This is a genomic window from Hyphomicrobium sp. D-2 (assembly GCF_029872155.1).
Taxonomy (GTDB): domain Bacteria; phylum Pseudomonadota; class Alphaproteobacteria; order Rhizobiales; family Hyphomicrobiaceae; genus Hyphomicrobium_A.
This window is the reverse complement of the sequence record NZ_JARXLA010000004.1, coordinates 72597-98380: the sequence shown is the minus strand read 5'-3', so window position 1 is coordinate 98380 and position 25784 is coordinate 72597. Positions and strand designations below refer to the sequence as shown.

Below are 25784 nucleotides of genomic sequence, written 5' to 3'. Positions count from 1 at the left end.
GCGCGCTGGCGCTGGCATGTTCCACGCAACGCCAAAACTGGACAACTGCGGCGCGCACTCACCATGTGGGGCAGTCCGCGCACAAAAAAAGGGAGCGCGATGCTCCCCTTTCTCATGACAGTTCTGCAGATATATCGGCGTCAGATATAACGTTTCTAATCGACGCTAGAAATCTGCGGATTCGAAACCGCAGCGTAGAGGATGGTCATCAGCATTACCGGCACCAATGCCAGCGCGATATAGAACGCGACCGAAAAGCCCCAAATCACCGTGCCCACTACGGCGCCTGCAAGAAATGCGGCGAGCGCAGAAGAAAGCTTGTTTTCCGCGACCAGCTCCGGAACGACGCGCAGCAGCAGCGGCGCATACGGCAGCACAGCCAGCACGACGGCCACTGCCAATCCGACCGGCCAACCAACCGTCATCGCACCGATGAAGAGCGCCATAGTCGAGTTGAATACCGCCAGAATTGCCCGCGCGCGTTTACGCTCCGGCGTATCCTTCGGAAACACTGTCGAATAGCTAGTCACGGTCACGGTCGTCACGCTCCATTGGCTCGTCTTCGAATAGGATGCGGGCTGCAGCGCCTTCAAGATCGTCGTACTGCCCGGCGCGCAAACTCCACAGAAACGCAATCAGATAAAGCGCACCCAATGCCAGAGCGATGGGGATGAGAAGCAGCAGACTACTCATAACGCCCTCCCTAACTGATTTTGCGTCAATGCGTTCTCGATGAAGATTTCCCGGCGACGCTCGATTTTGGTGTCACCGTCTTCGATGCGGATGTACAGGAACCAACGCCCCGGCGTCGGCACCGAAACTCTCGCGGTTGCTTTACCGCTTATGAGCGGACCGAACGGAATAGCCACTGGCTCGTGACCACCTGCCGGCCTTCCAATCGTACCGGTAACGGTCGCCGTGGTCAGCGGCGTGCCGTCACGATCATAGGCGACCACAGTAACCTCTCCGTCGAGATCACCGTTGCGATCGAAATCGACGCTGATGCGCCAGCCCAGCTCGCGATCCTTCTTACGCTCCTTGAGCGTATCATTATAGGTGAGCCCACGTTGGTAGGGGTCTGGATCGGAAAGCCCGGTGAAGCTGCCGACCGCTAGCGTGATGAGCACCGCCTCAACGCCCGTCAGGAAGATAAAGAACAGCACAAACGAAGCCGGTATCCAGCGGTCGTTGCGGAACAGCCCCCGAAGGTAATTGATCATCGCACGCCTCCCGGTCCCCAGAAGTAAGTTTCCAGCCGCGCAACAGGCGCACGGGTTTCGCGGTCAGTGATCACAAAGGCAATCGGCACGCGCACCTTGGGGACACTGCCCTTCGGAACCGTCACCATCACCCGATCGCTGAACGAACGGCGGGCGCCCTGAGTAAACGAAGCCTGTGCGCTGTTGCTCAGACGGATCGCTGCGCCGTCGAGCCCTTCGACTCGTATTTCAACGTTGGAATCATGAACACCCAAGCGGCTGAAGCGCAGCGTGTAATCGTTGCGGATGCTGCCATCGGAAAGTTTCACGAACGGCGGCTGGCGCTGATGCTCAACAGCGGCGTTTACATCACTGCGCGTCGCCAATGCCCAGGCCATCGCCGAACCCGTAACCATCATTATGGATGCGAAGAACATCGGCTTGGCCCGGAAAAGCCGGATCCGACCGGATTTTCCTGCACACCCACCAACCGAAGACAACTCCGGCGCCATGTTGATGAGGCCGTGCGGGCGGCCGATACGCTCCATCACCGTGTTGCACGCGTCGATGCAAAGGCCGCAGCCGATGCAGCCGAGCTGCAAGCCTTCGCGAATATCGATCCGTGTCGGGCAACTGCTCACGCACTTGCCGCAGTCGATGCAGTCTCCGCGATAGGTGGTTGCAGCACTGCTGCCCGCCACTGACGCGGTCGCCACGCGCGGCATGATATAGGCGCTGCTATCAAGTGTAGCGATTTCCGGCCGCAGCGGCACGCGTGCACGCGCGCGCGGTTCTCCGCGCCAGTTCTGATAGGTGACGACCAGACTTTCAGGGTCCAGCAGCGCCGCCTGGAAACGCGGCCACGGGCACATGTGCAGACAAACGTTTTCGCGCGCATGTGCGGCCAGCGTGTAAGTCGTGAACGTGAGCACACCGACCGTGACGTAAGCTACGATCGAAGCTTGGCCCGAAATGAACTGCGGCCCAAGCTCGACAATGTTGGTGAAAAATCCAGCGAACGTGAAGCCAGTGAAGATGGCAACAACGACGTGAACGCCTGTCTTCGCCCATTGGCCGAGCGGATGATCGCGGCCGAGCATGCGATCTACGCGGCGATCGATCGCAAAAAAGAGATCAGTCCATACCGTTTGCGGACAGGCAAAGCCGCACCACACGCGACCGAAAAGCGATGTCACAAAAAAAAGCGCCGCTGCGGAAAAGATCAAAAGACCGAGCAGCAGCGGCAGATCATGCGGCCAGAACTCCAGGCCAAAGAAATAGAAGCGTTGCGCCGAAGCGTCGAACATGACGGCCTGCGAGCTTTCACCGCCCCGCGTCCAGCGCACCCACGGCACAATGTAGTAAAGACCCAGCAAAAACACCGTAAGCGCGGTCTTGACCTGCCGAAACCTTCCGGTTGCGGCATGAGGCGTGCCTGTGCGCGGCGCTCTTTGCGCGGAGGCATGCCCCAGTGCTGTGGATGCATGGGTATGCATCACTTCTCTCCGCCGCCGAGCGAATGAACGTAAACGGACAGCATCTTGACTGCATCATCGCCCAGTCGACCGCCCCACGCCGGCATGCTGCCCATCTTGGGCCGCACGATCTGATTGCGAATGGCTTCTTCCGTTTCGCCATACAGCCAGATCTGATCTGCGAGAGCCGGCACACCCATCATGCGCATGCCTTCACCCTCAGCGCCGTGGCAGCCGGCACAATTGTTAGTGTAAAGCTCAGCGCCGGGCATTGCGTTGCGTGTTTCGGCCGAAACGGACGTATCGGACATCGCCAGCACGAACTTTGCGGTGGCAGCGATTTCCTCTTCGCTCATCATGTCCTTGAACGAAGGCATTTCCGATTGGCGGCTAGACTCATCGGTGTTGCGGATGCCGTGTGTCACCGTCTGGTAGATGTCATCCAGCGTACCACCCCACAGCCAGTCGTCATCGATCAGCGACGGGAATTGCCCCTGCTGACCGCCGGCCCCGATGCCATGACAGCCCGCGCAGTTCTCATTGAAGAGCGCCTTACCGCCAGCAACCGCGAAAGTCCGCAGATCATCGGAAGCAGCGATATCGCCCACCGTATTGGCGGCAATCTGTTCGCGCCAATGCGCCTGTCCCGCGCGCGCTTCGGTCTGATATTCCGCCAGTTCGCTGTGGCTCGTCCAGCCGAGAAGACCCGTGTAGTAGGTCTTCGTCGTCGGCCACGCGGGATACAGGAACGCGTAGATGATAGCGATGATGAAACACACCACCAGCGAGATCACCCACCAGCGCGGCAGCGGGGTGCTCAGTTCTTCAATCCCGTCCCACTGATGGCCGGTCGTATACTGGCCGGTTACGGGATCGTAGCGACGCTCACTTGCCATTGCGATCGTCCTTCCCGTCCTCAAACGGAATTTCAGCGTCGTGCTTGTATTCGGCCTTGGCCTTGGCGCCCGGACGCATGACGTAAAGAACGATTGCTAGAAACGGCACGAGTCCGAAAACCGGCCACCATGCCTCAAGCAGTGCATAAAATTGGTTGCTCATAAGCGGTCTCATTTCGCCGGGGTTGCGTTGGCTGCACCGGGTTCGGAAAAGTCGACGAGTGCACCGAGGATCTGCAGGTACGCAATCAATGCATCCATCTCGGTAATCTCAGATGGATTGGCGTCGAAGTCGCCCAGCCGCGCCTTGGGATAGCGCTTCAGCAAATCGTCAGTATCACCCTGCCCAGTTGCCTGCGCCTCAATGTCGGCGCGAGCCTTTTCGAGCATCTCGTCGCTGTAGGGCACACCAACCGAGCGCAGCGCATTGAGATGCAGATCGATGTCATCGTACTGCAGCGGCTTATTCTTGAGGAACGCGTATGACGGCATGATCGATACCGGCACCACGCTCTGCGGATTGACGAGATGCGCCAGCTGCCAAGCATTCGAATACTTGCCGCCGACGCGCGCCAGATCCGGACCGGTGCGCTTCGATCCCCAGAGGAACGGGTGATCGTACATGCTCTCAGCCGGGATCGAATAATGGCCGTAGCGCTCCACTTCATCGCGGAACGGACGGATCATCTGGCTGTGACACGTGTAGCAGCCTTCGCGCGTGTAGATGTTACGTCCCAGCTGCTCAAGCGGCGTGTAGGGACGCATGCCTTCAACCGGCGGAACGGTTGTTGCGATCTTGAACAGCGGCACGATCTGTACAAGGCCGCCGATCGAGATGACGATGAACGTCAGCATGAACAGCAGAGCGACCGATTTTTCAATGAGTGCGTGATTCATAATCGGCTTACTCCGCAGGGGCCGGGCGAGCAGAAAGTCGCTTGTCAGCGGACTTTTGCTCATGCGCCCCGTAGATCGTCATGAAGATGTTGATCGCGAACAGGATGGCGCCGGCGAGGAAGAAGATTCCGCCAAGTGCACGGACGACATAGTAGGGATGCAGCATCGCGACGCTGTCGGTGAACGAGTACATAAGGAAGCCGTAGTCGTCATAAGCCTTCCACATCAGGCCCTGGGTAATACCCGAGACCCACATCGCGGTGATGTAGAGAACGATGCCGATAGCAGCGAGCCAGAAGTGAACCTCGACCAGCTTCATTGACCACAGCGGACGGTTCCAAAGCTTGCCTGCGAGGTGATACAGCGATCCGAACGCCATCAACGCGCACCATCCCAATGCACCGGAATGCACGTGGCCAACGGTCCAGTCCGTGTAGTGCGAAAGCGCGTTCACAGGCTTCAGCGCCATTAGCGGACCTTCGAACGTCGACATGCCGTAGAAGGCAACAGCCACGACGAGGAAGCGAATGATCGGATCGGTGCGCAGCTTATGCCAGGCGCCCGAAAGCGTCATGATGCCGTTAATCATGCCGCCCCAAGACGGGATCCAAAGCATGATCGAGAAAGCGGCGCCAAGGGTCTGAGTCCAGTCAGGCAGCGCCGTGAAGTGAAGATGGTGCGGACCGACCCAGATATACAGGAACACCAGCGCCCAGAAGTGCACGATCGACAGACGGTAGGAGTAGATCGGACGCTCAGCCTGCTTCGGCACAAAGTAGTACATCATGCCGATGAAGCCGGCGGTAAGCCAGAAGCCCACCATGTTGTGCCCGTACCACCACTGGATCATGGCGCTCTGAACGCCGGAGTAAAACGAATAGCTCTTCGTTGACGTCCACGAGATCGGCATCGCCATGTTGTTGACGATGTGCAGCACGGCAACGGTGATGATGAAGGCCAGGAAGAACCAGTTCGCGACGTAGATATGCGGTTCGCGACGATTGACCAGCGTGCCGACGAAGATGGCGAGATACAGCAGCCAGACCAGCGTGATCAGGATGTCCAGGAACCATTCCGGCTCCGCATATTCCTGCGACTGCGTCAGGCCGAGCGGATAGCTGATGACGGCGGCCACCATCACAATCTGGTAGCTCCAGAACAGCAGGCTGGCGAGATTCCGCCCACCCCACAGTCGAGCCTGACAGGTGCGTTGCACGACGTATAGCGATGTCGCCAGCAGCGCGTTGCCACCAAAGCCCAGGATCACACCCGAAGTGTGCACCGGACGCAGGCGACCGAACGTGAAGAATTCGCCGACGTTGAGCTGAGGAAACGCCAGAAGCAGCGCGACCCACACGCCGGCCGAAAGACCGAAGACGGCCCAGAGGACCGTCGCCACGGTGAATGCGCGTATGACGCTTTCGTTATATTCGGGAACCGAAGTGGTTCTGTCGTGAACGTCCGATAATGGTGTTGTTGCTGCTGCTATGGCCATCGCGATAACAAAATTCCATTAGAGCGTGCTGACGCACCTGATCCCGCCGATAAGCCGTCCGGCACCCCTGGCGCACATGACAGCTCGTTCTCATTTCTGTGTGGCTACGCTCGGCCCACACTTGGCGCAGCGCGCATTCGCACCACATCAAGCGTGTCGTCTGCTACCGCGCGTTAGCGTTTCCTCTGCTGGAAGCGGAATTTGGTTAGCAACCGTGCAGCGCCGGCAACGAACCGATCCAACAGCGCATGACAGGCATGCGCCGGCTTCCCTTATTTTGTTTGGGCCGTAACCGGGTTTGCTTCCCGACGGATTCCTGCGCCCAGGTTCGTTCCTGAAGCGCCGGACATCTGCACGAAGGTTGCTTCCCCAGGCAAGCCGTACCGACGTTATGTCGCGAGAGAGATCAGGCCTCGGATCGAGTGGAGACAGGAAGCGCCTGCATACGGCGCTTGTTTCCACCAGGACCAATGCGTCAATCTCTCTCAGCATGGACCTTAGTGGCCTATGGCACCCCCCGGGGGTCAACGAACACTTACGTCGCAGCCAAATTGACTTCAGTCGACGAAAATTCACTGCACACCTTTTAACTCAAACAAAGAGCATCCACGGGAGTGATCGCGGTCAACCCGATCGCGACATTCTGCCTTACGGCAACTGCGACTTACTGGTTGTTTTCCGAGGGATAAATTGACGCTTTCAAATGGTCCTGCATACGATGCTGCACCATGTGGAATCCTCGACGTTCATACAGCGCCAGATTACTGCTCGCCGCCCTCTACGGGCTGGCGCTGTTGGCCGTGCCGCTTGCGCATCGCCCTTCGCGCCCTACGGGTCCGGATCTTGCGGCCTATGCGCTGCCGGATGGCGCACTGCCTTCGATCTGCACGCGCAGTGATAACGACGACAACACACCACCGCGCGCATCGCTTGCGTCTCTCCATTCGACGCAACGTACGTTGTGTGACGCATTCCTGCTGCTGTCGACACCGGCAGCCTTGTCTGCAATTGCGAACGTCGCTCCGCCAATTGCGACACGCTACGCGCAAAACTCGACTTCAATTCACACCGGAGCGGCACATCGCTTTGAAGTAATCGCGCAGCCGCGCGCGCCACCGACCGATCTCGCCTGACCAACCTACGTTCCATTCAATGACGTCGTTCTGTCCAACGCCGACAGAACGATTTGTGGCGAGACGAAATATGTCGCGATCCGAGAATACTGCGCGTGTAACTCCCATAGCGCAGGAACTAGCAAGCACACCCGTACGAGAAGTGATGAGCACGGCCTCTCCAGTGCCCTCCGACACACCACGGCTGGACAGCTACGCGGACAAGATCACCAGCGTGATCTATTCCAAAGGCCAGACGATCTTTGATGCCGACCAGGTCAATGACGTCATCTTCCAGGTCATCTCCGGCGCAGTTGTCGTCACGCGCCTTAGCGCTGCCGGGCAGAGAGAAGTAATCGAGGTTGCCGGTCCGGGCGCCGTGCTGGGCATGGTTTCGGGGCCGCACTACGGCTGCAAGGCGGAAGCCTTGACGCGATCGACGCTCGCCAGCATCGGCCGCAGCGCCATCGAGAATTCACCTCAGTTGCAAAGGCGCATTGGCTGGGCTCTGACCCGCAAGCTTGAGAAGTTGCAGGAAGAGAGCCGCACCCGCATGCGCACGTCGGCCACGGCCTCCGTAGCCAAGCTTGTGCTGTCGCTGCCGAGCATTACCGACAAGGTTCCGCATGAACGCGTTGCATTGCCCCAGGCGGACATGGCGAGCTACCTCGGCCTTGCGATCGAAACCGTGTGCCGCGCTATCAAGGCTCTCAAGCAGAGTGGCGCCATCCAGACCACACGCCGGGACAAGATCGTGATTACCGACCCTGTCCTGCTGCAGCGGTTCTGCGACGAGCAAGCTGGCAGCTAAAGCGGCCCGGCCCAATCCATCCGATCCGCGACAGCGTTCAATCAGCACAAATTATCTGACAGCAAATAACGGCGGCCGGTACTCGAAACGGTCGCCGTTCGTCGGTCAGGACTTGCCGCGCTTGCAGCCTGGCAAGTGAGAAGCCGAGCGCGACCGTGCGATGCGCATGGCAGTTCTGTGCGCCGAGAGAAAATCCTGCTGGACCAGCTCAGCCGGAATGTGTTCGCGGAAGAAATCCGCCCAAACGAATTCGCTGAACGGGATCGGCGATTTCCTGAACCCGCCCGCCTCTCTCACCGACCACGCAAGATCGCGATAATGATCTGCCTGCAAGTGCCCCACCGTAGCGGGCAGCAGAACGGGCGATATCGTGCGCCCTTCACCGTCGCACGACCGCAACCAGCCGTGCGCCTGCATCGCGCGCAAAAACGCCAGCCGCCGACGATTGGAGAAATCCGCGACCACACGCACGAAGGTATCAGGCACGCCGCTCTGGAATAGCGCCAGACTGAGGTGATGATGATCGATGATGTAGAGTTCTTCGCCCGGGCCAAGCACTGCGGGAATGGCTCGCCTCTGCAAATAATGCGTCAGCTTCCGTGGCCGCTTGGTGAGGCGTGCAAGCTTCTCGCGCTTGGCCTCAACGGCACGCATCCCGACCGCCATCTGCGTGGGACGTAGCGCATCGACGGCCACCCGCTGTATGGGCTGCGTATCAATGTCACTGAAAATAATCGATGGCGGCAGGTCGCGCAGTGCAGCGCGTTTTCCAGATAAGACTGGCGGCATCCGTTCCCCAAGAATGCGATCCAAGACAGCGCCAGTTTCTTGGTAACGGGGTTAACCCTTGGTTAAAATGGAAACAGGCCGGAAGAAGCGACATCAAAACGCTGCCTCCGCCCTGTTGGTGATTGACTGTCATCAATCTGAGTTCGAGTTCAGTACGAGATCGACAACGGTGATTTCGCCGACGGTCTTACACCGACCATTCCTGACAGAGCATGGGCTGGCCCCTGCTCGTGTCTCAACCTGCGCGCAAACCTGGGCACGGCACGATTGCGCGACGCGTTACGTATAGCAACCGCATTGCGCCTGACCGAGAACGGCTGTGGTTGAGCGATTAGAAGTGCGTTGGCCCGCTTAAGCGGACGGGCCAAAAGCGCAGCAGTGTACACACCGGATACTGCCATATGTTCCACCGCCATGATCAGCAGCGCAACAAGCAGCCCGGCTGCGGCTCCGGAAGCACCGGCAATGCCGGCGCCTACGATTACCCCAACAAAAAGATTGAGAATTGGAACGAGCATCATCCCCGCAAGGATGATGCTTGCGATCATATCCGGCAGCATCTCTTCCCCCGATGCAGCTATCATCACAAGTTCGGATACGATGCCTTGATCGTTCGTCGGAAGCGCGACAATCACATGGCAATATCGTGACGACCGATGCAGAGGCATCAATCAAACGATAGACGCACAGAATGATGTCGCCCGGTTAAACACGCGCGAAGCTATGCGCTGAAGCATCATGGGCTGACGCTCTACCGCTGGCGGTTAGGCCACGCACATGACTGCGATGCCTGTTCTTCCGAAGCGCGCTCCGAGACGATGGGAAGATTGAAGCGGCGGGAGGTGACAGGAAGAGTAAGAGCGCCCCGGCCAAATTCGGCGCTCGGCCGAGGCGCCCACGGCTAGAGGGCGTGGTTTCCCTTACCCTGCCGATCAGAATGACGAAGCCGTGAATACCAGCGGCCACATCGTCGTTGCAGATGGTGTAGGCAGGTGGCACCATAAGATCCAATCGGATGTTATGCTGGTTTGGATCAGTATTTCTTATGCGACCTCACGTTACGCTGAAACAGCTACGCTACTTTGACGCGCTCGCCCGCGAACAACACTTCGGGCGCGCCGCCGAAGCGTGCTCGATCACGCAGCCAGCCCTGTCGATGCAAATCACCGAGCTGGAGCAGCAGCTCGGCCTGGTGCTGGTCGAACGGACGCGTTCCGGTGTGCTGCTTTCCGACAAGGGTCGCGAAATTGCCGCCAGAGCCGCGCGCATCCTGTGTGACGTCAACGAGATGATCGACTTCGCCCTGCACGCCAACAACGTGCTTGCTGGCTCGCTGCGACTGGGCGTCATTCCATCGATTGCGCCCTACATGCTGCCGCCATTGCTGCCGCTGCTGCGGGAAGGCTATCCCACTCTTGAGTTGCATGTCCGCGAAACGCAAACGCTGCTGCTGATGCAGGAGCTGACCGAGGGCAAACTCGATGTCGTGCTGTTAGCACTGCCGATCACGCAGGCGGACATCGAGACGATGCCTTTGTTTGACGACCACTTCCTGCTGGCGCTGCCGAAATCCAAGAAGCTCGCAAGCCGCGTGCGCGCGACCAAGGATCTGATCGAGCACGAACGCCTGCTGCTGCTTGAGGAAGGACATTGCTTGCGGGAGCAGGCGCTCACCTATTGCAGCCTGCAACAGTCGTCGGCGGTCAACACATTCGGCGTTTCCAGCCTTTCAACCATCGTTGAGATGGTCGCCGCTGGCTACGGTATCACCCTACTGCCGGAGATGTGCCTGAACGTGGAAGCGCGCGGGCGGGATATCGGCATCACACGTTTTGTGGAACCGCAGCCCTTGCGCACGGTTGGTCTTGCGTGGCGCGCAACATCGCCCCGCGCCGACGACTTCCGCGAACTGGGCCGCCTTATCAACCTCGCATGGTCGAAAGCGTTGATACCCCCGGCTCAACGCGAAACTGTGCCGAACAATCCCGCCAGCACTAACGCGCAGAAGTCCTGACCGAACGGGATGTCATGCCCGCACCTGCCACTTGCGCACCAACCTGCGTACCGGGCGCCTGGTGTTCATGGGCGGAAAAATCCACTGCACTACCCTTAAACTGCTGCGCCCACAGAACCTCACCGATCTGATCGCCGGGGCGTAAACGCATGGGCAGAACGATCGGCTTGTCGTCGAGCAGATCAAGCGTCCGATTCAGATCCGGGTGGACAAGCTTGAGGAACACTTCGTCATCGGCGGAGGCCGATTGCGTCAGGAACGGCGCGACCGGAAACGGACGATAGGAAAGCTCTTCCGGGTGATCGTCATCGAACTCCGGCGCTGAAGCCCAACGGCCATTTTCGTCAGCCCCAGCATCGTGCGCGGTGTGCGGCCTTAACGGCGGACCCGGCTCCATCTTTATCGGCCCCGGCTGCACGTGCCCGTGCTGGCTCAGCGCCGCCGTTTGCAACGGTTTCGCCGGCGGCTCGACCACGGGCGCTGACATTGGCGCATCGGGCGCAACAAATGCAGCTCTGCGCACCAGCGCCTCAAGCTGACGCCGGTCGGCCGCTGAAGCTTCGTTCGTGCGGATCATCACTTCCGAGGGGCCAAGCGAGGCCAGCGTCACCAGATGGTTCAAACGCCCGCGATCCACATCCGATGGTGGCGGAACAGCTGCGACGGGACGCTTTGCCAGCGTCGGCGCGGGCGGCACCAGCGCCGGCATGCCGATGGACGCCACCTGCTGACGCGCAATCGGCGCCGGAGGAATACTCAGCGATGGACGCGAAGTTTGTGCGGGTGCGGGTGGCGGCGCAAGCTCGATCGGCGGCAGTGACTGCGCTTCCGCCACGATCGTGACCGGCCGCGGATTTTTGCGCTGCTCATGGAACGCAGCAATCTGCTGCACCAGCTCCTTGTTCTGGCGCGCCTTGCGAACGTCGCCAGGCGTCAGCTCGCCCCCTGATGATGGCCGATGCTTTGAACGCCCGTTCGGGAACAGTAGCGCCAGCTCGTTGCGAAGCAGCCGCGGCCATGCGCGCACCGGACCGGTATCAACGTGCACGAACGGAATGCCGGATGTGGGGTAATAGCCGACGCCACCGCGCTCACGAATGATGGCTGAGTAGCGCATCCGCTTCAGCGACACGTCGGGGAATGTCGCGTCGATCGCCTGCCCCGTCATATGGCGGCTTTTCTTGGCCTGCCCACCGCGGGTCTTGCGCAGCATCTCGTTGGTGTGGGGCGAGCGATAGGCGCTGATGATGTGGATCGGCTTACGGCTGCCGAGCTCGGTATGCATCTCCCACAGGATATCGATGGTGTTGCGATCGATTTCCGTCGCCTTGTCGACGCGCCAGTCGCGCAGGAACCAGTTGAGCTTCTTGAGCGCGGCTTCGTCCCACTTGCCATTACGCTTGTAGGTGACGGAGATATTTTCCTTGGTGTGGATGTGATACAGCGAGATCGTTCGCGTCGAGCCAAAGGCTGCAACGACGTCCGGCGGGCCTGCGCTCAGGCCCAGCAGTGCAGCGGCGGTGAACCCGCCGAGGATAGCCTTCCTACGCGATACCAAAGTGCCACCCCGTGTTCTGACCGGCCAAAGGATGCTTGAGTTGAGGCGTCTTGCGCCCGTGCCATCCCGCCATGCGACCAGCATTCACGATCCCTAAGGGTTAATCGAAAACCCTTAATTTCAAGTGAGTGCTTCTCTAATTACGTAATTGGGGCCTAGCACGGCTGAAACGTGGCAGCAGCGTGACAACATGGAAACGAGTTAACCCACTGTTGGGACTATTCATTTTCAACGCAGTTCAATTTGATTCCAAAATGGTGAAAACGCCGACTTTACTGGATGTTTGAATCAAGAAATGGTAAACATAAATAACGCGTTGTTAGATCCAATTTAAATTAGAACGCATTTCAACAAAAGGCTCTCGGCCTGCAACTGCGTTCGGACGAACCTATCATCGTCGCCTCATTTGCCGTTGGTGCGCGATGCGTTATATCCGTAGTGATATAGCGGTTCACGGAGAAGGGGCTAGCATGTTCATTCGCCAGATGACGTATCTCGTCGCGCTCGGGCGCGAGAAGCACTTCGGCAGGGCTGCGGAGGTCTGCAGCGTCACGCAGTCAACGCTTTCAGCCGGCCTCAAGGCGCTTGAACGCGAGCTGGATATGCGGCTCGTGATCCGCGAACCGCGCTTCATGGGCTTCACCCCCGAGGGCGAGCGCGTAGTCGAATGGGCTGCGCAGATCATCGCCGACTATCAAAGCCTGCGCCAGGACATGGAGGGCTTCCGCAGCGGCCTGAAGGGCACTCTGCGGCTCGGTGTGGTGCCAGCCGCGATGCCACAGATCGCGCGACTTACCGAACCATTCTGCGCCAAGCATGCGCACGTGACCGTCGACATTCAATCCATCACCTCAGCCGAGATCCAGCGCGGTCTCGACAAGTTCGAGCTCGATGCCGGCATCACCTATCTCGACAACGAACCACTGATGAATGTGCGCAAGGTGCCGCTCTACAGCGAGAAATATGTGTTCGTTACGCCACGCACCGCGAAATGGGGCAAAGCGACGAAGATCACCTGGCGTCACGCCGCAATGGAAAATCTCTGCCTGTTGAACGAAACGATGCAGAACCGGCGCGTATTGAACAACCTCGCCCGATCAATCGGCCTGAAGCTCACTCCCACCGTTACTACAAACTCATTCCTCAGCGTTTGCTCGCATGTCTGCAGCGGCGGCTGGTCGAGCATAATTCCCCACACATTCAGCTATATATTTGCCGGCAGCGAGGATCTGGTTCTGATCGATCTCATCGATCCAGTCCATGAACAGAGCATCGGCATTGTAACGTCGGACCGTGATCCGTTGCCCCCGCTTGCACGCGCTTTGCTGCACTGTGCGGCCCAATTGGAGCTCAACGAATATGTCCGCACGCGGATCGATCTCGCAACTGCGTGATTGATGCCATCGATCAGTTGTCTCAACATATTCGTTTGATCGGTACGCTTCGCACTTCCACAGTCCGCTCGCCGTGACGCAAGCAGTGGCTGCAAAGGCCCGGAGCATCGCGGTGAGGAAGCGTTAGAAGCTGGGCCATTAGCGGCAACTGCTCGCCGCCTGCACACCGCCCCGCATGAGCAATCTGCTCGACAGACCCCGTCTGCCGAAAACGCTCCCTCTTGGCCAATCCTTGATGGAGATACCCCCATGGCGAAGATCGTGTTGGTGCTGTACGATGATCCCGTCGACGGCTACCCGAAGTCCTACGCTCGCGACGACATTCCCAACATCACCAAGTATCCCGACGGCCAGACGGCTCCGACGCCTTCCGCCATCGACTTCACGCCGGGCGAGCTGCTGGGCAGCGTTTCCGGTGAGCTTGGCCTGCGCAAGTACCTTGAATCGAACGGTCACACGCTGGTTGTGACGTCCGACAAGGACGGCGCCAACTCGAAGCTCGACCAGGAACTGCACGACGCCGAAATCGTCATTTCGCAGCCGTTCTGGCCCGCATACATGACGGCTGAGCGCATCGCGAAGGCCCCGAAGCTCAAGGCAATCATCACCGCCGGCATCGGTTCGGATCACACCGACCTGCAGGCTGCCATGGATCGCGGCATCACCGTTGCCGAGGTCACGTACTGCAACTCGAACAGCGTCGCCGAGCACGTTGTGATGCAGATGCTGTCGCTGGTCCGCAACTACATCCCGTCCTACAACTGGGTGACCAAGGGCGGCTGGAACATCGCCGATTGCGTCGCCCGCTCCTACGACATCGAAGGCATGCACGTTGGTACGGTTGCCGCTGGCCGCATCGGTCTGCGCGTGCTGCGCCTGCTGAAGCCGTTCGACGTCAACCTGCACTATCTCGATCGTCACCGTCTGCCGGAGTCGGTTGAGAAGGAGCTGAACCTTACGCACCACACCAGCCTCGAAAGCCTGGCCAAGGCTTGCGATATCGTCACGCTCAACTGCCCGCTTCACCCTGAAACCGAGCACATGATCAATGACGAGACGCTGAAGTTCTTCAAGCGCGGCACGTATCTCGTCAACACCGCTCGCGGCAAGCTCTGCGATCGCGATGCGATCGTGCGCGCCCTTGAGAGCGGCAAGCTCGCCGGTTATGCAGGCGACGTGTGGTTCCCGCAGCCCGCTCCGCAGGATCACCCGTGGCGCACCATGCCGCATCACGGCATGACCCCGCACATTTCCGGAACTTCGCTTTCGGCCCAGGCACGTTACGCTGCTGGAACGCGCGAAATTCTGGAAGCCTACTTCTCTGGCAAGCCGATCCGCGACGAATACCTCGTCGTACAGGGCGGCAAGCTGGCGGGCGTCGGTGCCCACTCCTACAGCGCCGGCAACGCGACGGGCGGCTCGGAAGAAGCTGCCAAGTTCAAGAAGGTCAACTAAGACCTGTGCGGCGCCGGATGGAAATCCGGCGCCGTTTTCACTTCAGGGGAGGGTAGTTTTGACCGAAACAACAGAATACGCGGCGCCGTCGCGGCTGGAAGCATTCCGGGCATTGCCCTGGCGTAACGCCATTCTGGCCGGCATTGGCGCCACTCTGACCATAGCCATTCTGGCGGGCGCAGCCGATCTGACGGCGCTTCCGCTCATCATCGCGCCGTTCGGCGCCAGCTGCGCGCTTGTGTTTGGTGCGCCGGCCAGCCCACTGGCCCAGCCGCGCAATGTCATCGGCGGCCATCTGGTTACGGCGTCGCTCGGGTTGTTAGCTTTCATGTTCATTGCCTCACCGGTGGCAGCCATGGCGGTCGGCGTTGGCCTCGGTATCGCTGGCATGCTTCTTACCGGCACGCTGCATCCGCCGGCAGGCGCAAATCCGATTGTCGTGGTTCTAGCCGCAGCGTCCTGGCAGTTCCTGTTGATGCCGGTCGCCGTTGGCGCCGTTTCAATCGTGCTGATCGGCTACATCTATCATCGCATTGTGACTGGCCACGCCTACAACGTTCTGCCGAAACGCTAGCTGGCAGAATAATATCGTCACACGATAATTCTGATAACTTTCTACTTCAGATACGACTACGCCGCGCCACCCTCGGGTGACGCGGCGCCGTCTCACAGCCAGGAGCTGCACGCCTCCGCGGTTTAGGCGCGCGGCTCGAGGCCGTATTCCTGCATCTTGCGATAGAGCGTCGAGCGACCGATCTTCAGGCGCTTCGCCACTTCCGTCATGTGTCCGCGATAGCGCCCAAGCGCCAGCCGGATCATGTCAGCTTCAATCTCATCCAGCGAGCGGATGTCGCCAGCTTCGGTTACGACCGGAATACCCAGCGCACTGGCGTGACCACCACCGTTGCCGCCGCGAATTTCCATCGTCTGCGGAATGATATCTTCCGCACCCAGCACCGCCGGGCCTTTGAACGCAGGCTGCTTCGGAGCCGGAGCTGGCGCAGCAGGCACAGCCGTTTCAAAGCCGGTGACGTGCGCAGCGATCTGCGGGAATTCCGCAACCGTCAGCTCCGGACCATCGGCCAGAACCACCGCACGGAACACGGCGTTTTCAAGCTGCCGCACATTACCCGGCCACGGATAGCTGCGGATCAGACGCAATGCATCCTCGCTGAGGCCACTGATGCGCTTGCCTTCCTCAGCCGCGAAGCGGGCAATGAAGTGACGCGCCAGCTCAGCAACATCACCCAGCCGCTCGCGCAGCGGCGGCACCCAGATCGGGAACACGTTGAGGCGATAGTAGAGATCCTCGCGGAACTTACCTTCGCGCACCATGTCGATCATGTTGCGGTTGGTAGCCGAGATGAGCCGGAAGTTGACGTTGACGGACTTCTTCGCGCCGACCGGATCGATTTCGCCTTCCTGCAATGCGCGCAGCAGTTTCACCTGCGCATCAAGCGGAAGCTCGCCAACCTCGTCGAGAAACAGCGTGCCGCCGTCGGCTTCCTGGAACTTGCCGATACGCTTGTCGACGGCGCCGGTGAAGGCGCCCTTCTCATGGCCGAACAGCGTGGATTCGATCAGGTTCTCCGGAATGGCGCCGCAGTTGACGACGACGAACGGTTTTCCCGCACGCTCGGATTCGCCCTGAATGGCACGGGCGATCAGCTCCTTGCCGACACCGGATTCGCCTTCGATAAGCACCGGGATATTCGAAGCCGCAGCACGCTTGCCGAGCGCAACGACACGCTCCATGCCTTCAGCCTGCACCACGAGATCGGCGAAGGTCAGCGTGCCTTCAACCTTCTTCTTGATGCGCGTGATCTCGCCGGCCAGCGCCTCGATCTTGAGCGCGCTCTTGATCGAAACTTCCAGTCGCTCCGGCGAAACCGGCTTTACGACGAAATCGACAGCACCGGCGCGCATCGCGTTGATGGCTGCGTCGATGGAACCATGCGCCGTCTGCACGATGATCGGTGGGGTGCCCGGATTGCTTCCGAGCTTTTCCAGAACCGCCATGCCGTCCACGCCGGCCATGACGAGGTCCAAAAGCACGAGGCTAATGTCGCCGCGTTCCGGGCCTTCAAGGATCTGCAGGGCTTGCTCGCCCGAGCCGGCAGTTTTAGTAGCGAACCCGAGGCGCTTGATCGTTTCTTCAAGAATGCGGCGTTGGGTGGGATCGTCATCGACGATAAGCAAACTCTTGACCATGAGGCACTCGAACTCAACCTGTAACGGACTACCTAACTGGCTGGCCTCGCCTGAAATGCGTCAGGATCGAACACTCGGCCGCCAGTGGCTCACTCACTGAAGCTAAGACTGCCCAACAAGGGTAAATAAGGAGTTGCGAAGACGCTCAGGTTGAGCCTTTTCTGATTCGGTCGGGTTCAAAACGACACGTTCAGCGTGCCTTTGCACAGCCTTAACAGACCTGTAAATCAGTTAATCGACAGCTCACATATAGCGGGCGAACGCGCTCGCGATCGCCATTCAGACCAAATTTAACGCGCAGGAGACCGCTGTGGCCAAGGCCGTTACCGCCGACACGAACGACGAACTGGGTGCAATGCCCGAGTGGAATCTCGCCGATCTTTATCCTTCGCCAACCGCTCCAGAGCTTGCGCGCGACCTCGACGCTGCCGCGGCGGAAGGCCAGCGCATCAAGGATGCCTATCACGGCAAGCTGGTTGAGATCGCCAAGGACGGCGGCGCGCTGGCAACCGCGCTCGAGGACTTCGAGCGCTTCGTCGAACTGACTGGCCGCCTTGGTTCGTTTGCGGGCCTGCACTACGCCGGCAATCAGGCTGATCCGGAACGCGCGAAATTCTATGGCGATGTCGCCGAAAAGCTGACCGCAATTTCCACCAACATCATCTTCTTCGAGCTGGAACTGAACCAGATCGACGACGCGACGCTGGAAGCAGCGCTGAAGAACGAGCGCCTTGCCCACTATCGGCCGTGGATCATCAACGTCCGCAAGGAAAAGCCCTATCAGCTTGAGGAAAAGCTGGAACGGCTGATGCACGAAAAAAGCCAGACATCGGGCGGCGCGTTCAACCGGCTGTTCAACGAAACGATGGCGGCGCTGCGCTTCCCCGTGGAAGGCGAGAGCGAGCCGCTGGCACTTGAACGCACGTTGAACCTGCTTTCGAACGCGGACGGCAAGAAGCGTCAGGCCGGCGCTGAAGCGCTATCGAAAGTGTTCAAGGACAACGTTCGCCTCTTCACGCTCATCACCAACACGCTGGCCAAGGACAAGGAAATCTCCGACCGCTGGCGCGGCTTCAAGGACGTGGCCGACAGCCGCCATCTCGCCAATCAGGTGGAAGCGGAAGTTGTCGACGCGCTGGTTTCCAGCGTGCGCGCTGCATATCCGCGTCTGTCGCACCGCTATTACGCGATGAAAGCCAAGTGGCTTGGCATGGAGCGGATGTCCCATTGGGATCGCAATGCTCCGCTGCCGGAACGTCCTGAGCGCGTGTTTGCATGGAAGGACGCGCAGCGCCTCGTGCTCAGCGCTTACAACGACTTCGCGCCGCAGATGGCCGATGTTGCGGGTGAGTTCTTCGACAAGAACTGGATCGACGCCCCGGCACGTCCCGGCAAGGCGCCCGGCGCATTCGCTGCCGCGACGGTTCCGTCCGTGCACCCCTATGTGCTGCTCAACTATCTGGGTAAGCCGCGTGATGTGATGACACTCGCGCACGAACTCGGCCACGGCGTGCACCAGATGATGGCGCGTTCGCAGGGCGCGCTGCTGGCTTCAACGCCGCTGACGCTTGCTGAAACGGCATCGGTGTTCGGCGAAATGCTGACCTTCAAGGCGCTGCTGCGGGAAACCAAGGACGCACGCGAGCGCAAGGCGATGATTGCCGGCAAGGTTGAGGATATGCTCAACACGGTCGTGCGCCAGATCGCGTTCTACACCTTCGAGCGCAAACTGCATGAAGCCCGCCGCAACGGCGAGCTGACGCCGGATCAGATCGGCCAGATCTGGTACGAAACGCAGGCAGAAAGTCTTGGCCCGGCAATTGAGCTAAAACCCGGCTACGAAGTGTTCTGGGCCTACATCCCGCACTTCGTGCATTCGCCGTTCTATGTCTACGCATACGCGTTCGGCGACTGCCTCGTGAACTCTCTCTATGGCCTTTACGAGGAAGCGCACCCCGACTTCGTCAACAAGTACTTCGATATGCTCAAGGCGGGCGGTTCCAAGCATCACTCTGAGTTGCTGGCACCGTTCGGGCTCGACGCCTCCAATCCCGAGTTCTGGAACAAGGGCCTGAAGGTCATCGAGGGCATGATTGACGAACTGGAAGCTGCGGAGAAGGCGGTCTGATCGGGCGGCGATATCGTCTGCCTGCGGGCTGACGCGTTCCGCTGCAAAGACCCGATCAATTGGTCGCCGCCCCTTCGGGAATTCCTTACCAATTGCGGCGCATCGGCTCTTCGTCGGTGCGCCGCTGTCCGTTTCTTTGCTTCCGCTTCAGTTTCACCTGTCATTGTCAAGCAATGCGTCGCGGTGAGAATATCAATTAAATGGTTCCCTTCGCTTCAGTATGGGTTCAGAAGCCCGCGCCAATTGCTGCACTGCAATCCAGCTACGGGGGTGCCACGTGGCACATTCGCAGGGGGCCCAAAAAGGCGCCGAGCCGGCCTCACCTGAAGGAATGGCGAACAAGAAGTTTCTGGGGCTGATGGTTGGTTCAGTCGGCGTCGTTTATGGCGACATCGGAACCAGCCCGCTTTACGCCTTCCGTGTCGCCGTCGATGCCGCCAAGGGTTCGAGCCTGCCCGGCAACGAAGTAGTCTATGGCGTACTGTCGCTCATCACGTGGGCGCTGCTGCTCATTGTGACGCTGAAGTACGTCGTCATTCTTCTGCGCGCTGACAACAAAGGCGAGGGCGGCATGTTCGCCCTGATGGCGCTTGGGCAATCCGTCGCGAAAAAATCAGCACCGGTTATCGTTGGCCTGGGCATTGCCGGCGCCGCGTTCTTCTATGGTGACGCGGTCATCACCCCCGCCATCTCGGTACTATCGGCGATGGAAGGCCTGACGCTTATTTCGCCAGCGTTTGAGAAGTTCGTCGTTCCGCTGTCCGTGCTCATCCTGGTGCTGCTGTTTTCCGTCCAATCGCGCGGCACCTCCAAGGTGGCGACCTTCTTCGGCCCCATAACCGTCGTCTGGTTCCTCACGCTGGCGCTCGGCGGCGTCATCAATATCGTCGCCAATCCGGGCGTTCTGCTTGCGCTCAATCCCTGGTACGGCGTGCAGTTCCTGCTCAACCACGGCTTTCTCGGCCTCACCGTTCTTGGCCTCGTCTTCCTGGCGATTACCGGTGCCGAGACGCTATATGCCGACCTTGGTCACTTCGGCCGCAAGCCCATTCAGGCCGCGTGGTTCGTGCTCGTTTTGCCCTGCCTGCTGTTGAACTATTTCGGCCAGGGCGCGCTGGTGCTGACGCATCCCGAAACGCTGACCAACACGTTCTTCCTGCTGTATCCCAGCTGGGCGCTGCCGTTCATCGTCGTGCTGGCCGCCATCGCAACGGTCGTTGCGGCGCAAGCCGTTATCACCGGCACATTCTCGCTGACACGCCAGGCGATCCAGCTCGGCATGCTGCCGCGCTTTGGCATCACCCACACATCTGAATCGATGTCCGGCCAGATCTATCTGCCGCGCGTGAACTGGATGCTGCTGATCGCCGTGCTGCTGATGGTGGTGATGTTCCAGTCGTCATCCAACCTCGCCTCGGCCTATGGCGTCGCCGTTACCGCCGCCATGGTCATCACATCGATGCTGGCCATTCTGGTGCTGTGGCAATACTGGAAGTGGCCGCTGTGGCAGACGCTGGCACTGCTGATGCCGCTCATGGTGCTGGAGCAGTTCTTCTTCGCCGCCAACATGCTGAAGGTGTTTGAAGGCGGCTGGCTGCCGCTGGTGCTGGCGGCATGCATCGCCACCATCATGTGGACATGGGTGCGCGGCTCGCGCCTGCTGGCCAAGCAGACCCGCAAGGATGAAGCCGATATGGAGTGGCTGCTGCGCAGGCTCGATGCCAAGCCGCCGCACCGCGTTCCGGGCACTGCCGTGTTCTTCACCGCCGATCCGACGGCGGCGCCAACTGCGCTTATGCATAACCTCAAGCACAACCGCGTACTGCACGAGCGTAACATCATCCTGTCGATCAAAACCGAAGATGTGCCACGCGTGCCCCGCTATGAACGCCTGACCGTCGATCGCGTGTCCGACACCTTCATCCGCGTCGTCGCGCGCTATGGCTTCATGGAAACGCCGAGCGTTCCGAAAATTTTCGAGGTGTGTCGGCGCAAGGATCTCAACGTGGATGTCGGCACCACATCGTTCTTCCTGTCGCGACGCAACTTGAAGACAACGCCAAAATCGGAAATGCCAGCGTGGCAAGACAAACTGTTCGTTGCGCTGGCGCGCAGCGCGCAGGACGCCACCACATATTTCCGCATTCCAACCGATCGCGTTGTCGAAGTGGGAACGCAGGTTGCGGTCTAGCCGGCCGTCGAACACGGCTGTCGCGGCAGATCGCATCTTGCCGATGGCGCCGCGCAACCCGATATGCGGGAAGCGATGACAAAGGAAGAAAACCGGTTCTCAGCGCGCGCGTCGCGCTATCTCAAGGTTGGCGCCAGCGTCGGTGGTGTCGCGACACGCATCGCCGGAGAGCGATTGTTCGGCCGCGAGCATGACGGTGCGCGCGGAGCTGCCGAACTGACAGCTGCACTCGGCGGGCTCAAAGGCCCGCTAATGAAGGTGGCGCAACTGCTTTCAACCATCCCCGAAGCGCTACCAGCCGAATACGCGCGTCAGCTTTCCCAGCTTCAATCCGCTGCGCCGCCGATGGGGCCAGCGTTCGCAAAGCGCCGCATGGTGGCGGAGCTGGGGCCGAACTGGCCGGGGCGCTACCGATCATTCGATCTCAACGCCGCAGCATCCGCATCGCTCGGACAGGTGCATCGCGCAACGGACAACGACGGCCGCGCTCTGGCGGTGAAGCTGCAATATCCGGATATGTCGTCGGCGGTTGAAGCGGACCTGACGCAACTGCGCGCCATCTTCGCCATCCATGCCCGTTTCAATCCCGCAATTGAAACCAGCGGCATCCTGGCTGAAATCGCCGCGCGCCTGCGCGAAGAACTCGATTACGAGCGCGAGGCCAGCCACACGCGGCTTTACGCGCACATCTTCGCCGACGATCCAACCGTCCGCGTGCCGCAAGTCATCGCAGCACTTTCAACCAAGCGTCTGCTGACCATGACGTGGCTGGATGGCAAACCGCTGCTCGATTACAAGGCCGCGCCGCTGGAGGATCGCAACGCAATCGCGCAGGCGATGTTCCGCGCCTGGTGGTATCCATTCAGCCATTACGGCGTCATCCACGGCGATCCGCACCTGGGCAATTACACCGTGTTTGCGGCGGCCGACCAAGCGGCATCAACACCGGCATCGGGCGACAGCACAGCTCCAGCGTTGCCCGCGCCCGGCGGCATCAACCTGCTGGATTATGGTTGCATACGCGCATTCCGCCCGCAGTTCGTCGGGGGCGTGGTCGACCTTTATCGCGGATTGCTCGCCAACGACCGCGACCGCATCGTCAGCGCCTATGAGACCTGGGGGTTTTCCGGTCTCTCCAACGAGCTGATTGAAGCGCTCACCATCTGGGCGCGCTTCATCTACGGCCCGCTGCTGGATGATCGCGAGCGCACCATCGCTGAGGATACGTCTCCCGGCGAGTATGGCCGGCAGGAAGCATTCACCGTGCATCGCATCCTGAAGGAAAAAGGGCCAGTTCGCATCCCGCGCGAATTCGTCTTCATGGATCGCGCTGCCATCGGTCTCGGCGGCGTCTTCCTGCACCTCGGTGCGCGCCAGAACTGGTATCGGCTGTTCAACGGCATGATCGACGATTTCGACCTCGACACGCTCGCCGCCCGCCAGCGCGAAGCGTTTGCATTGGCCGGTGTGCCGCTGCCTGAATAGGCCAGCGCACACGCCGGCCCGCCTGATCACGCACTGCCGGATCTGATATTGATCAACGCATTCGCGCGCTCCTTCAGTAGAATGCGGCGCTGATTGCGATGCCGGGGGAATGCACCATGTCGATATGGCCGAGGTTCAGCGGGGCAAACTCCTTGCACAAGCTTGCGCGCCTGGCGTGCATGGCATTCGCCGTTCTGCTTCCCGCTGCAGCCCACGCCCAAACTGGCGCCGACGCGATACGGAAAGGGCATGAGCTGGCGATTTCTCTGTGCGCCGAATGCCACCTCAATCCTGGGCAGGGCGAAAAGCAGGGCGCCATGGGCATTCCCGGCTTCAGCGCGGTGGCCAATCGACCGCTGCAAACCTACGATGGCGTGGTGAGCTGGCTGGCATCGATTCCACCGATGATGCCGAACCACAATCTCTCCCAGGATGAGATGCACGCGCTGGCCGCTTACATCATGTCCCTGCGCAAATGATCGCAGGGGAAGTGCTCGCGAACGCGCGAAAGCGCTGCAGTTTCGAGTCCGTTCGCCTTGCTCCGCAGACAGAGCACGCAGCGCATCATGCAGACGCTTTTCTGCCGAGACCAAAGTCTAAGCCCTTAGACCTATGTTCTTTTGTCCGGGCTGCCGCGCTGTCATCGCTGCGTTACTGTCGCTGCAGATGCTCGGCTGCGCTGTCCTATTGCACCGCCGCAACTGGCGGGGCAGGACCGGAAAACGGTGCCGGTCAGCATCGATGCAGCACCACGCTAACACCGTGTGCGACTTGATAGCACATCTGGCTTGATGTAACGAAGAAAGCTCAACGATCAAGCAATCCCTAGGGAGGGGCAAGCAAGTGTCGATCGATCTTTCTGGCGGCAACGAAAACATGGACTACGCCCAGTTGGAGAGCACCTACAAGGGCTTCATGTTTCTAACGAAAATCGCAGTAGTTTCGCTGATTGTGCTTCTCGTCGGCATGTACCTCTTCCTCACCTAGGCTGAAGCCAAATCCCCATGGACCGGCGGCCGACAAGCCGCCGAGTCCGGCGACAGCGTTTTTCTCACGGAATCGGACACTTGCATGGTCACCATTGCAGTTACCGCCGAGCCTGCGGATGAACCGCGCGTTGCGGTTTCGCCGGAGACGGTCAAGAAGCTCGTCGCCCTAGGGGCTAAAGTGAAGGTTGAAGCTGGCGCCGGAGCGCGATCCCGCTTTGCCGATGCGGCACTCGCGGCCCAGGGTGCGGAAATCGTGCCCACCGCCGCTGATGCGCTGCGCGATGCCGACGTGCTGTTGAAGGTGCGCCGGCCATCCGCCACCGAGGTCGCGGCGCTGAAGCCGGAAGCACTCGTCATCGCCATGCTCGATCCCTATGGCGATCGCGCAGGCATGGAGGCGCTGGCTACCGGCAAGGCCTCCCTGTTCTCGATGGAATTCATGCCGCGTATCACGCGTGCGCAGTCGATGGACGTGCTGTCCTCGCAGGCCAACCTCGCGGGCTACAAAGCGGTGATCGATGCCGCCGCGATGTTCCAGCAGGCAATGCCGATGATGATGACGGCGGCGGGCACCGTGCCTGCGGCCAAGGCCTTCATCATGGGCGCGGGCGTAGCCGGTCTCCAGGCTATCGCCACCGCACGCCGCCTCGGTGCACAGGTGTCGGCCACGGACGTTCGCCCGGCCGCGAAGGAACAGGTCGCCTCACTCGGCGCCAAGTTCATCGCCGTCGAAGACGACGAGTTCAAGCAGGCCCAGACCGCAGCCGGTTACGCGAAGGCGATGTCGGCGGAATATCAGGCCAAGCAGGCGGAACTGGTCGCCAATCACATCAAGGGCCAGGACATCGTCATCACCACCGCGCTCATTCCTGGGCGTCCGGCACCGCGTCTCATCACGCGCGCCATGGTGGAAAGCATGAAGCCCGGCTCGATCATCGTCGATCTGGCGGCGGAGCGCGGCGGCAACTGCGAGCTGACCAAGCCTGGCGAGATCGTCGACCACAACGGCGTGCGGATCTTTGGCCCGCTCAATCTCGCGGGCGAGATCGCAATCAACGCCTCCAGTCTCTACGCCAAGAACCTCTACACCTTCTTCGAGACCATGTTCGACAAGCAGGAAAAGAAGCTGGCGATCAACTGGGACGACGAGATCATCAAGGGCACGCTTGTCGCCCGCGACGGCGCGATCGTTCACCCCAGCCTGCAGGGAGCCGCATGATGCACGGTCGCAAGCAATCGACATTCGGACGGCTCACCGCTCTGGCGGCTGGCGCTGTCACGCTCACCGCCGCATTGGCATCGCCCGCACTCGCGGCGGGTGGCATCGGCGGCACCATCGACCCCATCGTCTACGAACTGATGGTGTTCGTGATGGCGATCTTCGTCGGCTACTACGTTGTGTGGGCCGTTACGCCCGCGCTGCACACGCCGCTGATGTCCGTCACCAACGCCATTTCATCGGTGATCGTGGTTGGCGCGCTGCTCGCCGTTGCGGTTGAGCACGGCGCTGTCTCGGGCCTCACGGGCGGCGACACTGTCGCTTCGAAAACGTTTGGCGTGCTGGCCCTCATCATGGCCGCCGTGAACATCTTCGGCGGCTTCCTCGTCACGCAGCGCATGTTGGCGATGTACAAGAAGAAGGGCGACAAGCGGTGATGAACCCAGCAACGCGCGCCCTCAATCCC

25 protein-coding genes are annotated in these 25784 nt (G+C 60.2%); 13 read left to right on the top strand and 12 right to left on the bottom strand.

Features of this window, described 5'->3' with window-relative positions; genetic code table 11:
• Positions 1-155: 155 nt before the first annotated feature.
• Genes QEZ49_RS09025 through ccoN form a run of 8 tightly spaced genes read right to left on the bottom strand, consistent with a single transcriptional unit; the run spans position 156 to position 5962 of the window.
• On the bottom strand, positions 156-536 hold the full coding sequence (locus QEZ49_RS09025) for a hypothetical protein (RefSeq protein ID WP_280386177.1): 381 nt from the start codon (positions 534-536) through the stop codon (positions 156-158).
• Positions 523-693 (bottom strand): cbb3-type cytochrome oxidase assembly protein CcoS, encoded by a 171-nt coding sequence (gene ccoS, locus QEZ49_RS09020; RefSeq protein WP_280386175.1) that lies wholly within the window; start codon positions 691-693, stop codon positions 523-525. The genes QEZ49_RS09025 and ccoS overlap by 14 nt, the downstream gene beginning before the upstream one ends.
• Positions 690-1220, bottom strand: coding sequence for a FixH family protein (locus QEZ49_RS09015; protein WP_280386172.1), 531 nt, complete (start codon positions 1218-1220; stop codon positions 690-692). The genes ccoS and QEZ49_RS09015 overlap by 4 nt, the downstream gene beginning before the upstream one ends.
• Complete coding sequence (locus QEZ49_RS09010; RefSeq protein WP_280386170.1) at positions 1217-2695, bottom strand: 4Fe-4S dicluster domain-containing protein; 1479 nt, start codon at positions 2693-2695, stop codon at positions 1217-1219. The genes QEZ49_RS09015 and QEZ49_RS09010 overlap by 4 nt, the downstream gene beginning before the upstream one ends.
• Positions 2695-3570 (bottom strand): cytochrome-c oxidase, cbb3-type subunit III, encoded by an 876-nt coding sequence (gene ccoP / locus QEZ49_RS09005; protein WP_280386169.1) that lies wholly within the window; start codon positions 3568-3570, stop codon positions 2695-2697. Before ccoP ends, QEZ49_RS09010 begins: the two co-directional genes overlap by 1 nt.
• The gene (locus QEZ49_RS09000; protein ID WP_280386167.1) at positions 3560-3733 is read right to left on the bottom strand and encodes a cbb3-type cytochrome c oxidase subunit 3; all 174 of its coding nucleotides are present in this window, start codon (positions 3731-3733) and stop codon (positions 3560-3562) included. Before QEZ49_RS09000 ends, ccoP begins: the two co-directional genes overlap by 11 nt.
• An 8-nt stretch (positions 3734-3741) precedes the next feature.
• Positions 3742-4467, bottom strand: a complete 726-nt coding sequence (ccoO, locus tag QEZ49_RS08995) for a cytochrome-c oxidase, cbb3-type subunit II (RefSeq protein ID WP_280386166.1) — start codon at positions 4465-4467, stop codon at positions 3742-3744.
• A gap of 7 nt (positions 4468-4474) precedes the next feature.
• On the bottom strand, positions 4475-5962 hold the full coding sequence (gene ccoN / locus QEZ49_RS08990) for a cytochrome-c oxidase, cbb3-type subunit I (RefSeq protein ID WP_173953152.1): 1488 nt from the start codon (positions 5960-5962) through the stop codon (positions 4475-4477).
• Positions 5963-6690: 728 nt separating this feature from the next.
• On the opposite strand from ccoN, the gene QEZ49_RS08985 reads away from it, so the two are divergent.
• Together QEZ49_RS08985 and QEZ49_RS08980 are read left to right on the top strand one after the other, a co-directional pair.
• On the top strand, positions 6691-7095 hold the full coding sequence (locus tag QEZ49_RS08985; protein ID WP_280386163.1) for a hypothetical protein: 405 nt from the start codon (positions 6691-6693) through the stop codon (positions 7093-7095).
• A 145-nt stretch (positions 7096-7240) separates the two neighbouring features.
• A complete protein-coding gene (locus QEZ49_RS08980) occupies positions 7241-7885 on the top strand; it encodes a Crp/Fnr family transcriptional regulator (protein ID WP_280386162.1) in 645 nt (214 codons plus the stop codon).
• Positions 7886-7990: 105 nt separating this feature from the next.
• Here QEZ49_RS08980 and QEZ49_RS08975 read toward each other — a convergent pair whose 3' ends face one another.
• Together QEZ49_RS08975 and QEZ49_RS08970 are read right to left on the bottom strand one after the other, a co-directional pair.
• Complete coding sequence (locus tag QEZ49_RS08975) at positions 7991-8674, bottom strand: ParB-like protein (RefSeq protein WP_280386160.1); 684 nt, start codon at positions 8672-8674, stop codon at positions 7991-7993.
• A 149-nt stretch (positions 8675-8823) separates the two neighbouring features.
• Positions 8824-9309, bottom strand: a complete 486-nt coding sequence (locus tag QEZ49_RS08970; protein WP_280386158.1) for a hypothetical protein — start codon at positions 9307-9309, stop codon at positions 8824-8826.
• A gap of 410 nt (positions 9310-9719) precedes the next feature.
• Between QEZ49_RS08970 and QEZ49_RS08965 the strand changes: the two genes are divergently transcribed.
• Positions 9720-10688 carry a hydrogen peroxide-inducible genes activator gene (locus QEZ49_RS08965; RefSeq protein WP_280386156.1) on the top strand — a complete coding sequence of 323 codons (969 nt, stop codon included), beginning with the start codon at positions 9720-9722 and terminating at the stop codon, positions 10686-10688.
• Here QEZ49_RS08965 and QEZ49_RS08960 read toward each other — a convergent pair.
• Complete coding sequence (locus QEZ49_RS08960; protein ID WP_280386154.1) at positions 10669-12246, bottom strand: DUF882 domain-containing protein; 1578 nt, start codon at positions 12244-12246, stop codon at positions 10669-10671. The two genes, QEZ49_RS08965 and QEZ49_RS08960, sit on opposite strands and share 20 nt — an antisense overlap.
• A gap of 470 nt (positions 12247-12716) precedes the next feature.
• Here QEZ49_RS08960 and QEZ49_RS08955 point away from each other — a divergent pair, with 470 nt between their 5' ends.
• From QEZ49_RS08955 to QEZ49_RS08945, 3 genes are all read left to right on the top strand, one after another.
• Positions 12717-13640, top strand: coding sequence for a LysR family transcriptional regulator (locus QEZ49_RS08955; RefSeq protein ID WP_280386152.1), 924 nt, complete (start codon positions 12717-12719; stop codon positions 13638-13640).
• Positions 13641-13889: 249 nt separating this feature from the next.
• Positions 13890-15095, top strand: coding sequence for an NAD-dependent formate dehydrogenase (locus tag QEZ49_RS08950; protein WP_068461873.1), 1206 nt, complete (start codon positions 13890-13892; stop codon positions 15093-15095).
• 58 nt (positions 15096-15153) lie between these two features.
• Positions 15154-15669: an HPP family protein gene (locus QEZ49_RS08945; protein ID WP_280386149.1), complete on the top strand. Its 516-nt coding sequence runs from the start codon at positions 15154-15156 to the stop codon at positions 15667-15669.
• A gap of 122 nt (positions 15670-15791) precedes the next feature.
• Here the strand turns inward: QEZ49_RS08945 and QEZ49_RS08940 are convergent, their stop codons facing one another.
• Positions 15792-17306 carry a sigma-54 dependent transcriptional regulator gene (locus QEZ49_RS08940; protein WP_280386147.1) on the bottom strand — a complete coding sequence of 505 codons (1515 nt, stop codon included), beginning with the start codon at positions 17304-17306 and terminating at the stop codon, positions 15792-15794.
• 310 nt (positions 17307-17616) lie between these two features.
• On the opposite strand from QEZ49_RS08940, the gene QEZ49_RS08935 reads away from it, so the two are divergent.
• From QEZ49_RS08935 to QEZ49_RS08905, 7 genes are all read left to right on the top strand, one after another.
• Positions 17617-19434 (top strand): M3 family oligoendopeptidase, encoded by a 1818-nt coding sequence (locus QEZ49_RS08935; protein ID WP_280386145.1) that lies wholly within the window; start codon positions 17617-17619, stop codon positions 19432-19434.
• A 331-nt stretch (positions 19435-19765) separates the two neighbouring features.
• The gene (locus tag QEZ49_RS08930) at positions 19766-21625 is read left to right on the top strand and encodes a potassium transporter Kup (RefSeq protein ID WP_280386143.1); all 1860 of its coding nucleotides are present in this window, start codon (positions 19766-19768) and stop codon (positions 21623-21625) included.
• A 75-nt stretch (positions 21626-21700) separates the two neighbouring features.
• Positions 21701-23110 (top strand): AarF/ABC1/UbiB kinase family protein, encoded by a 1410-nt coding sequence (locus tag QEZ49_RS08925; RefSeq protein ID WP_280386141.1) that lies wholly within the window; start codon positions 21701-21703, stop codon positions 23108-23110.
• A 152-nt stretch (positions 23111-23262) separates the two neighbouring features.
• Complete coding sequence (locus QEZ49_RS08920; RefSeq protein WP_280386140.1) at positions 23263-23589, top strand: c-type cytochrome; 327 nt, start codon at positions 23263-23265, stop codon at positions 23587-23589.
• Between the two features lie 364 nt (positions 23590-23953).
• Positions 23954-24097, top strand: a complete 144-nt coding sequence (locus QEZ49_RS08915; protein ID WP_280386138.1) for an aa3-type cytochrome c oxidase subunit IV — start codon at positions 23954-23956, stop codon at positions 24095-24097.
• Positions 24098-24181: 84 nt separating this feature from the next.
• The gene (locus QEZ49_RS08910) at positions 24182-25318 is read left to right on the top strand and encodes a Re/Si-specific NAD(P)(+) transhydrogenase subunit alpha (RefSeq protein ID WP_068461885.1); all 1137 of its coding nucleotides are present in this window, start codon (positions 24182-24184) and stop codon (positions 25316-25318) included.
• Complete coding sequence (locus tag QEZ49_RS08905; protein ID WP_245281895.1) at positions 25318-25755, top strand: proton-translocating transhydrogenase family protein; 438 nt, start codon at positions 25318-25320, stop codon at positions 25753-25755. Before QEZ49_RS08910 ends, QEZ49_RS08905 begins: the two co-directional genes overlap by 1 nt.
• Positions 25756-25784: the final 29 nt, after the last annotated feature.

What these genes read in the sequence shown, in the direction of transcription:
- ccoS (WP_280386175.1), bottom strand. Translation starts at nt 693, where the DNA reads ATGAGTAGTCTGCTGCTTCTCATCCCCATCGCTCTGGCATTGGGTGCG.
- QEZ49_RS09015 (WP_280386172.1), bottom strand. Translation starts at nt 1,220, where the DNA reads ATGATCAATTACCTTCGGGGGCTGTTCCGCAACGACCGCTGGATACCG.
- QEZ49_RS09010 (WP_280386170.1), bottom strand. Translation starts at nt 2,695, where the DNA reads ATGCATACCCATGCATCCACAGCACTGGGGCATGCCTCCGCGCAAAGA.
- ccoP (WP_280386169.1), bottom strand. Translation starts at nt 3,570, where the DNA reads ATGGCAAGTGAGCGTCGCTACGATCCCGTAACCGGCCAGTATACGACC.
- QEZ49_RS09000 (WP_280386167.1), bottom strand. Translation starts at nt 3,733, where the DNA reads ATGAGCAACCAATTTTATGCACTGCTTGAGGCATGGTGGCCGGTTTTC.
- ccoO (WP_280386166.1), bottom strand. Translation starts at nt 4,467, where the DNA reads ATGAATCACGCACTCATTGAAAAATCGGTCGCTCTGCTGTTCATGCTG.
- ccoN (WP_173953152.1), bottom strand. Translation starts at nt 5,962, where the DNA reads ATGGCCATAGCAGCAGCAACAACACCATTATCGGACGTTCACGACAGA.
- QEZ49_RS08985 (WP_280386163.1), top strand. Translation starts at nt 6,691, where the DNA reads ATGTGGAATCCTCGACGTTCATACAGCGCCAGATTACTGCTCGCCGCC.
- QEZ49_RS08980 (WP_280386162.1), top strand. Translation starts at nt 7,241, where the DNA reads ATGAGCACGGCCTCTCCAGTGCCCTCCGACACACCACGGCTGGACAGC.
- QEZ49_RS08975 (WP_280386160.1), bottom strand. Translation starts at nt 8,674, where the DNA reads ATGCCGCCAGTCTTATCTGGAAAACGCGCTGCACTGCGCGACCTGCCG.
- QEZ49_RS08965 (WP_280386156.1), top strand. Translation starts at nt 9,720, where the DNA reads ATGCGACCTCACGTTACGCTGAAACAGCTACGCTACTTTGACGCGCTC.
- QEZ49_RS08955 (WP_280386152.1), top strand. Translation starts at nt 12,717, where the DNA reads ATGTTCATTCGCCAGATGACGTATCTCGTCGCGCTCGGGCGCGAGAAG.
- QEZ49_RS08950 (WP_068461873.1), top strand. Translation starts at nt 13,890, where the DNA reads ATGGCGAAGATCGTGTTGGTGCTGTACGATGATCCCGTCGACGGCTAC.
- QEZ49_RS08940 (WP_280386147.1), bottom strand. Translation starts at nt 17,306, where the DNA reads ATGGTCAAGAGTTTGCTTATCGTCGATGACGATCCCACCCAACGCCGC.
- QEZ49_RS08930 (WP_280386143.1), top strand. Translation starts at nt 19,766, where the DNA reads ATGGCGAACAAGAAGTTTCTGGGGCTGATGGTTGGTTCAGTCGGCGTC.
- QEZ49_RS08925 (WP_280386141.1), top strand. Translation starts at nt 21,701, where the DNA reads ATGACAAAGGAAGAAAACCGGTTCTCAGCGCGCGCGTCGCGCTATCTC.
- QEZ49_RS08910 (WP_068461885.1), top strand. Translation starts at nt 24,182, where the DNA reads ATGGTCACCATTGCAGTTACCGCCGAGCCTGCGGATGAACCGCGCGTT.
- QEZ49_RS08905 (WP_245281895.1), top strand. Translation starts at nt 25,318, where the DNA reads ATGCACGGTCGCAAGCAATCGACATTCGGACGGCTCACCGCTCTGGCG.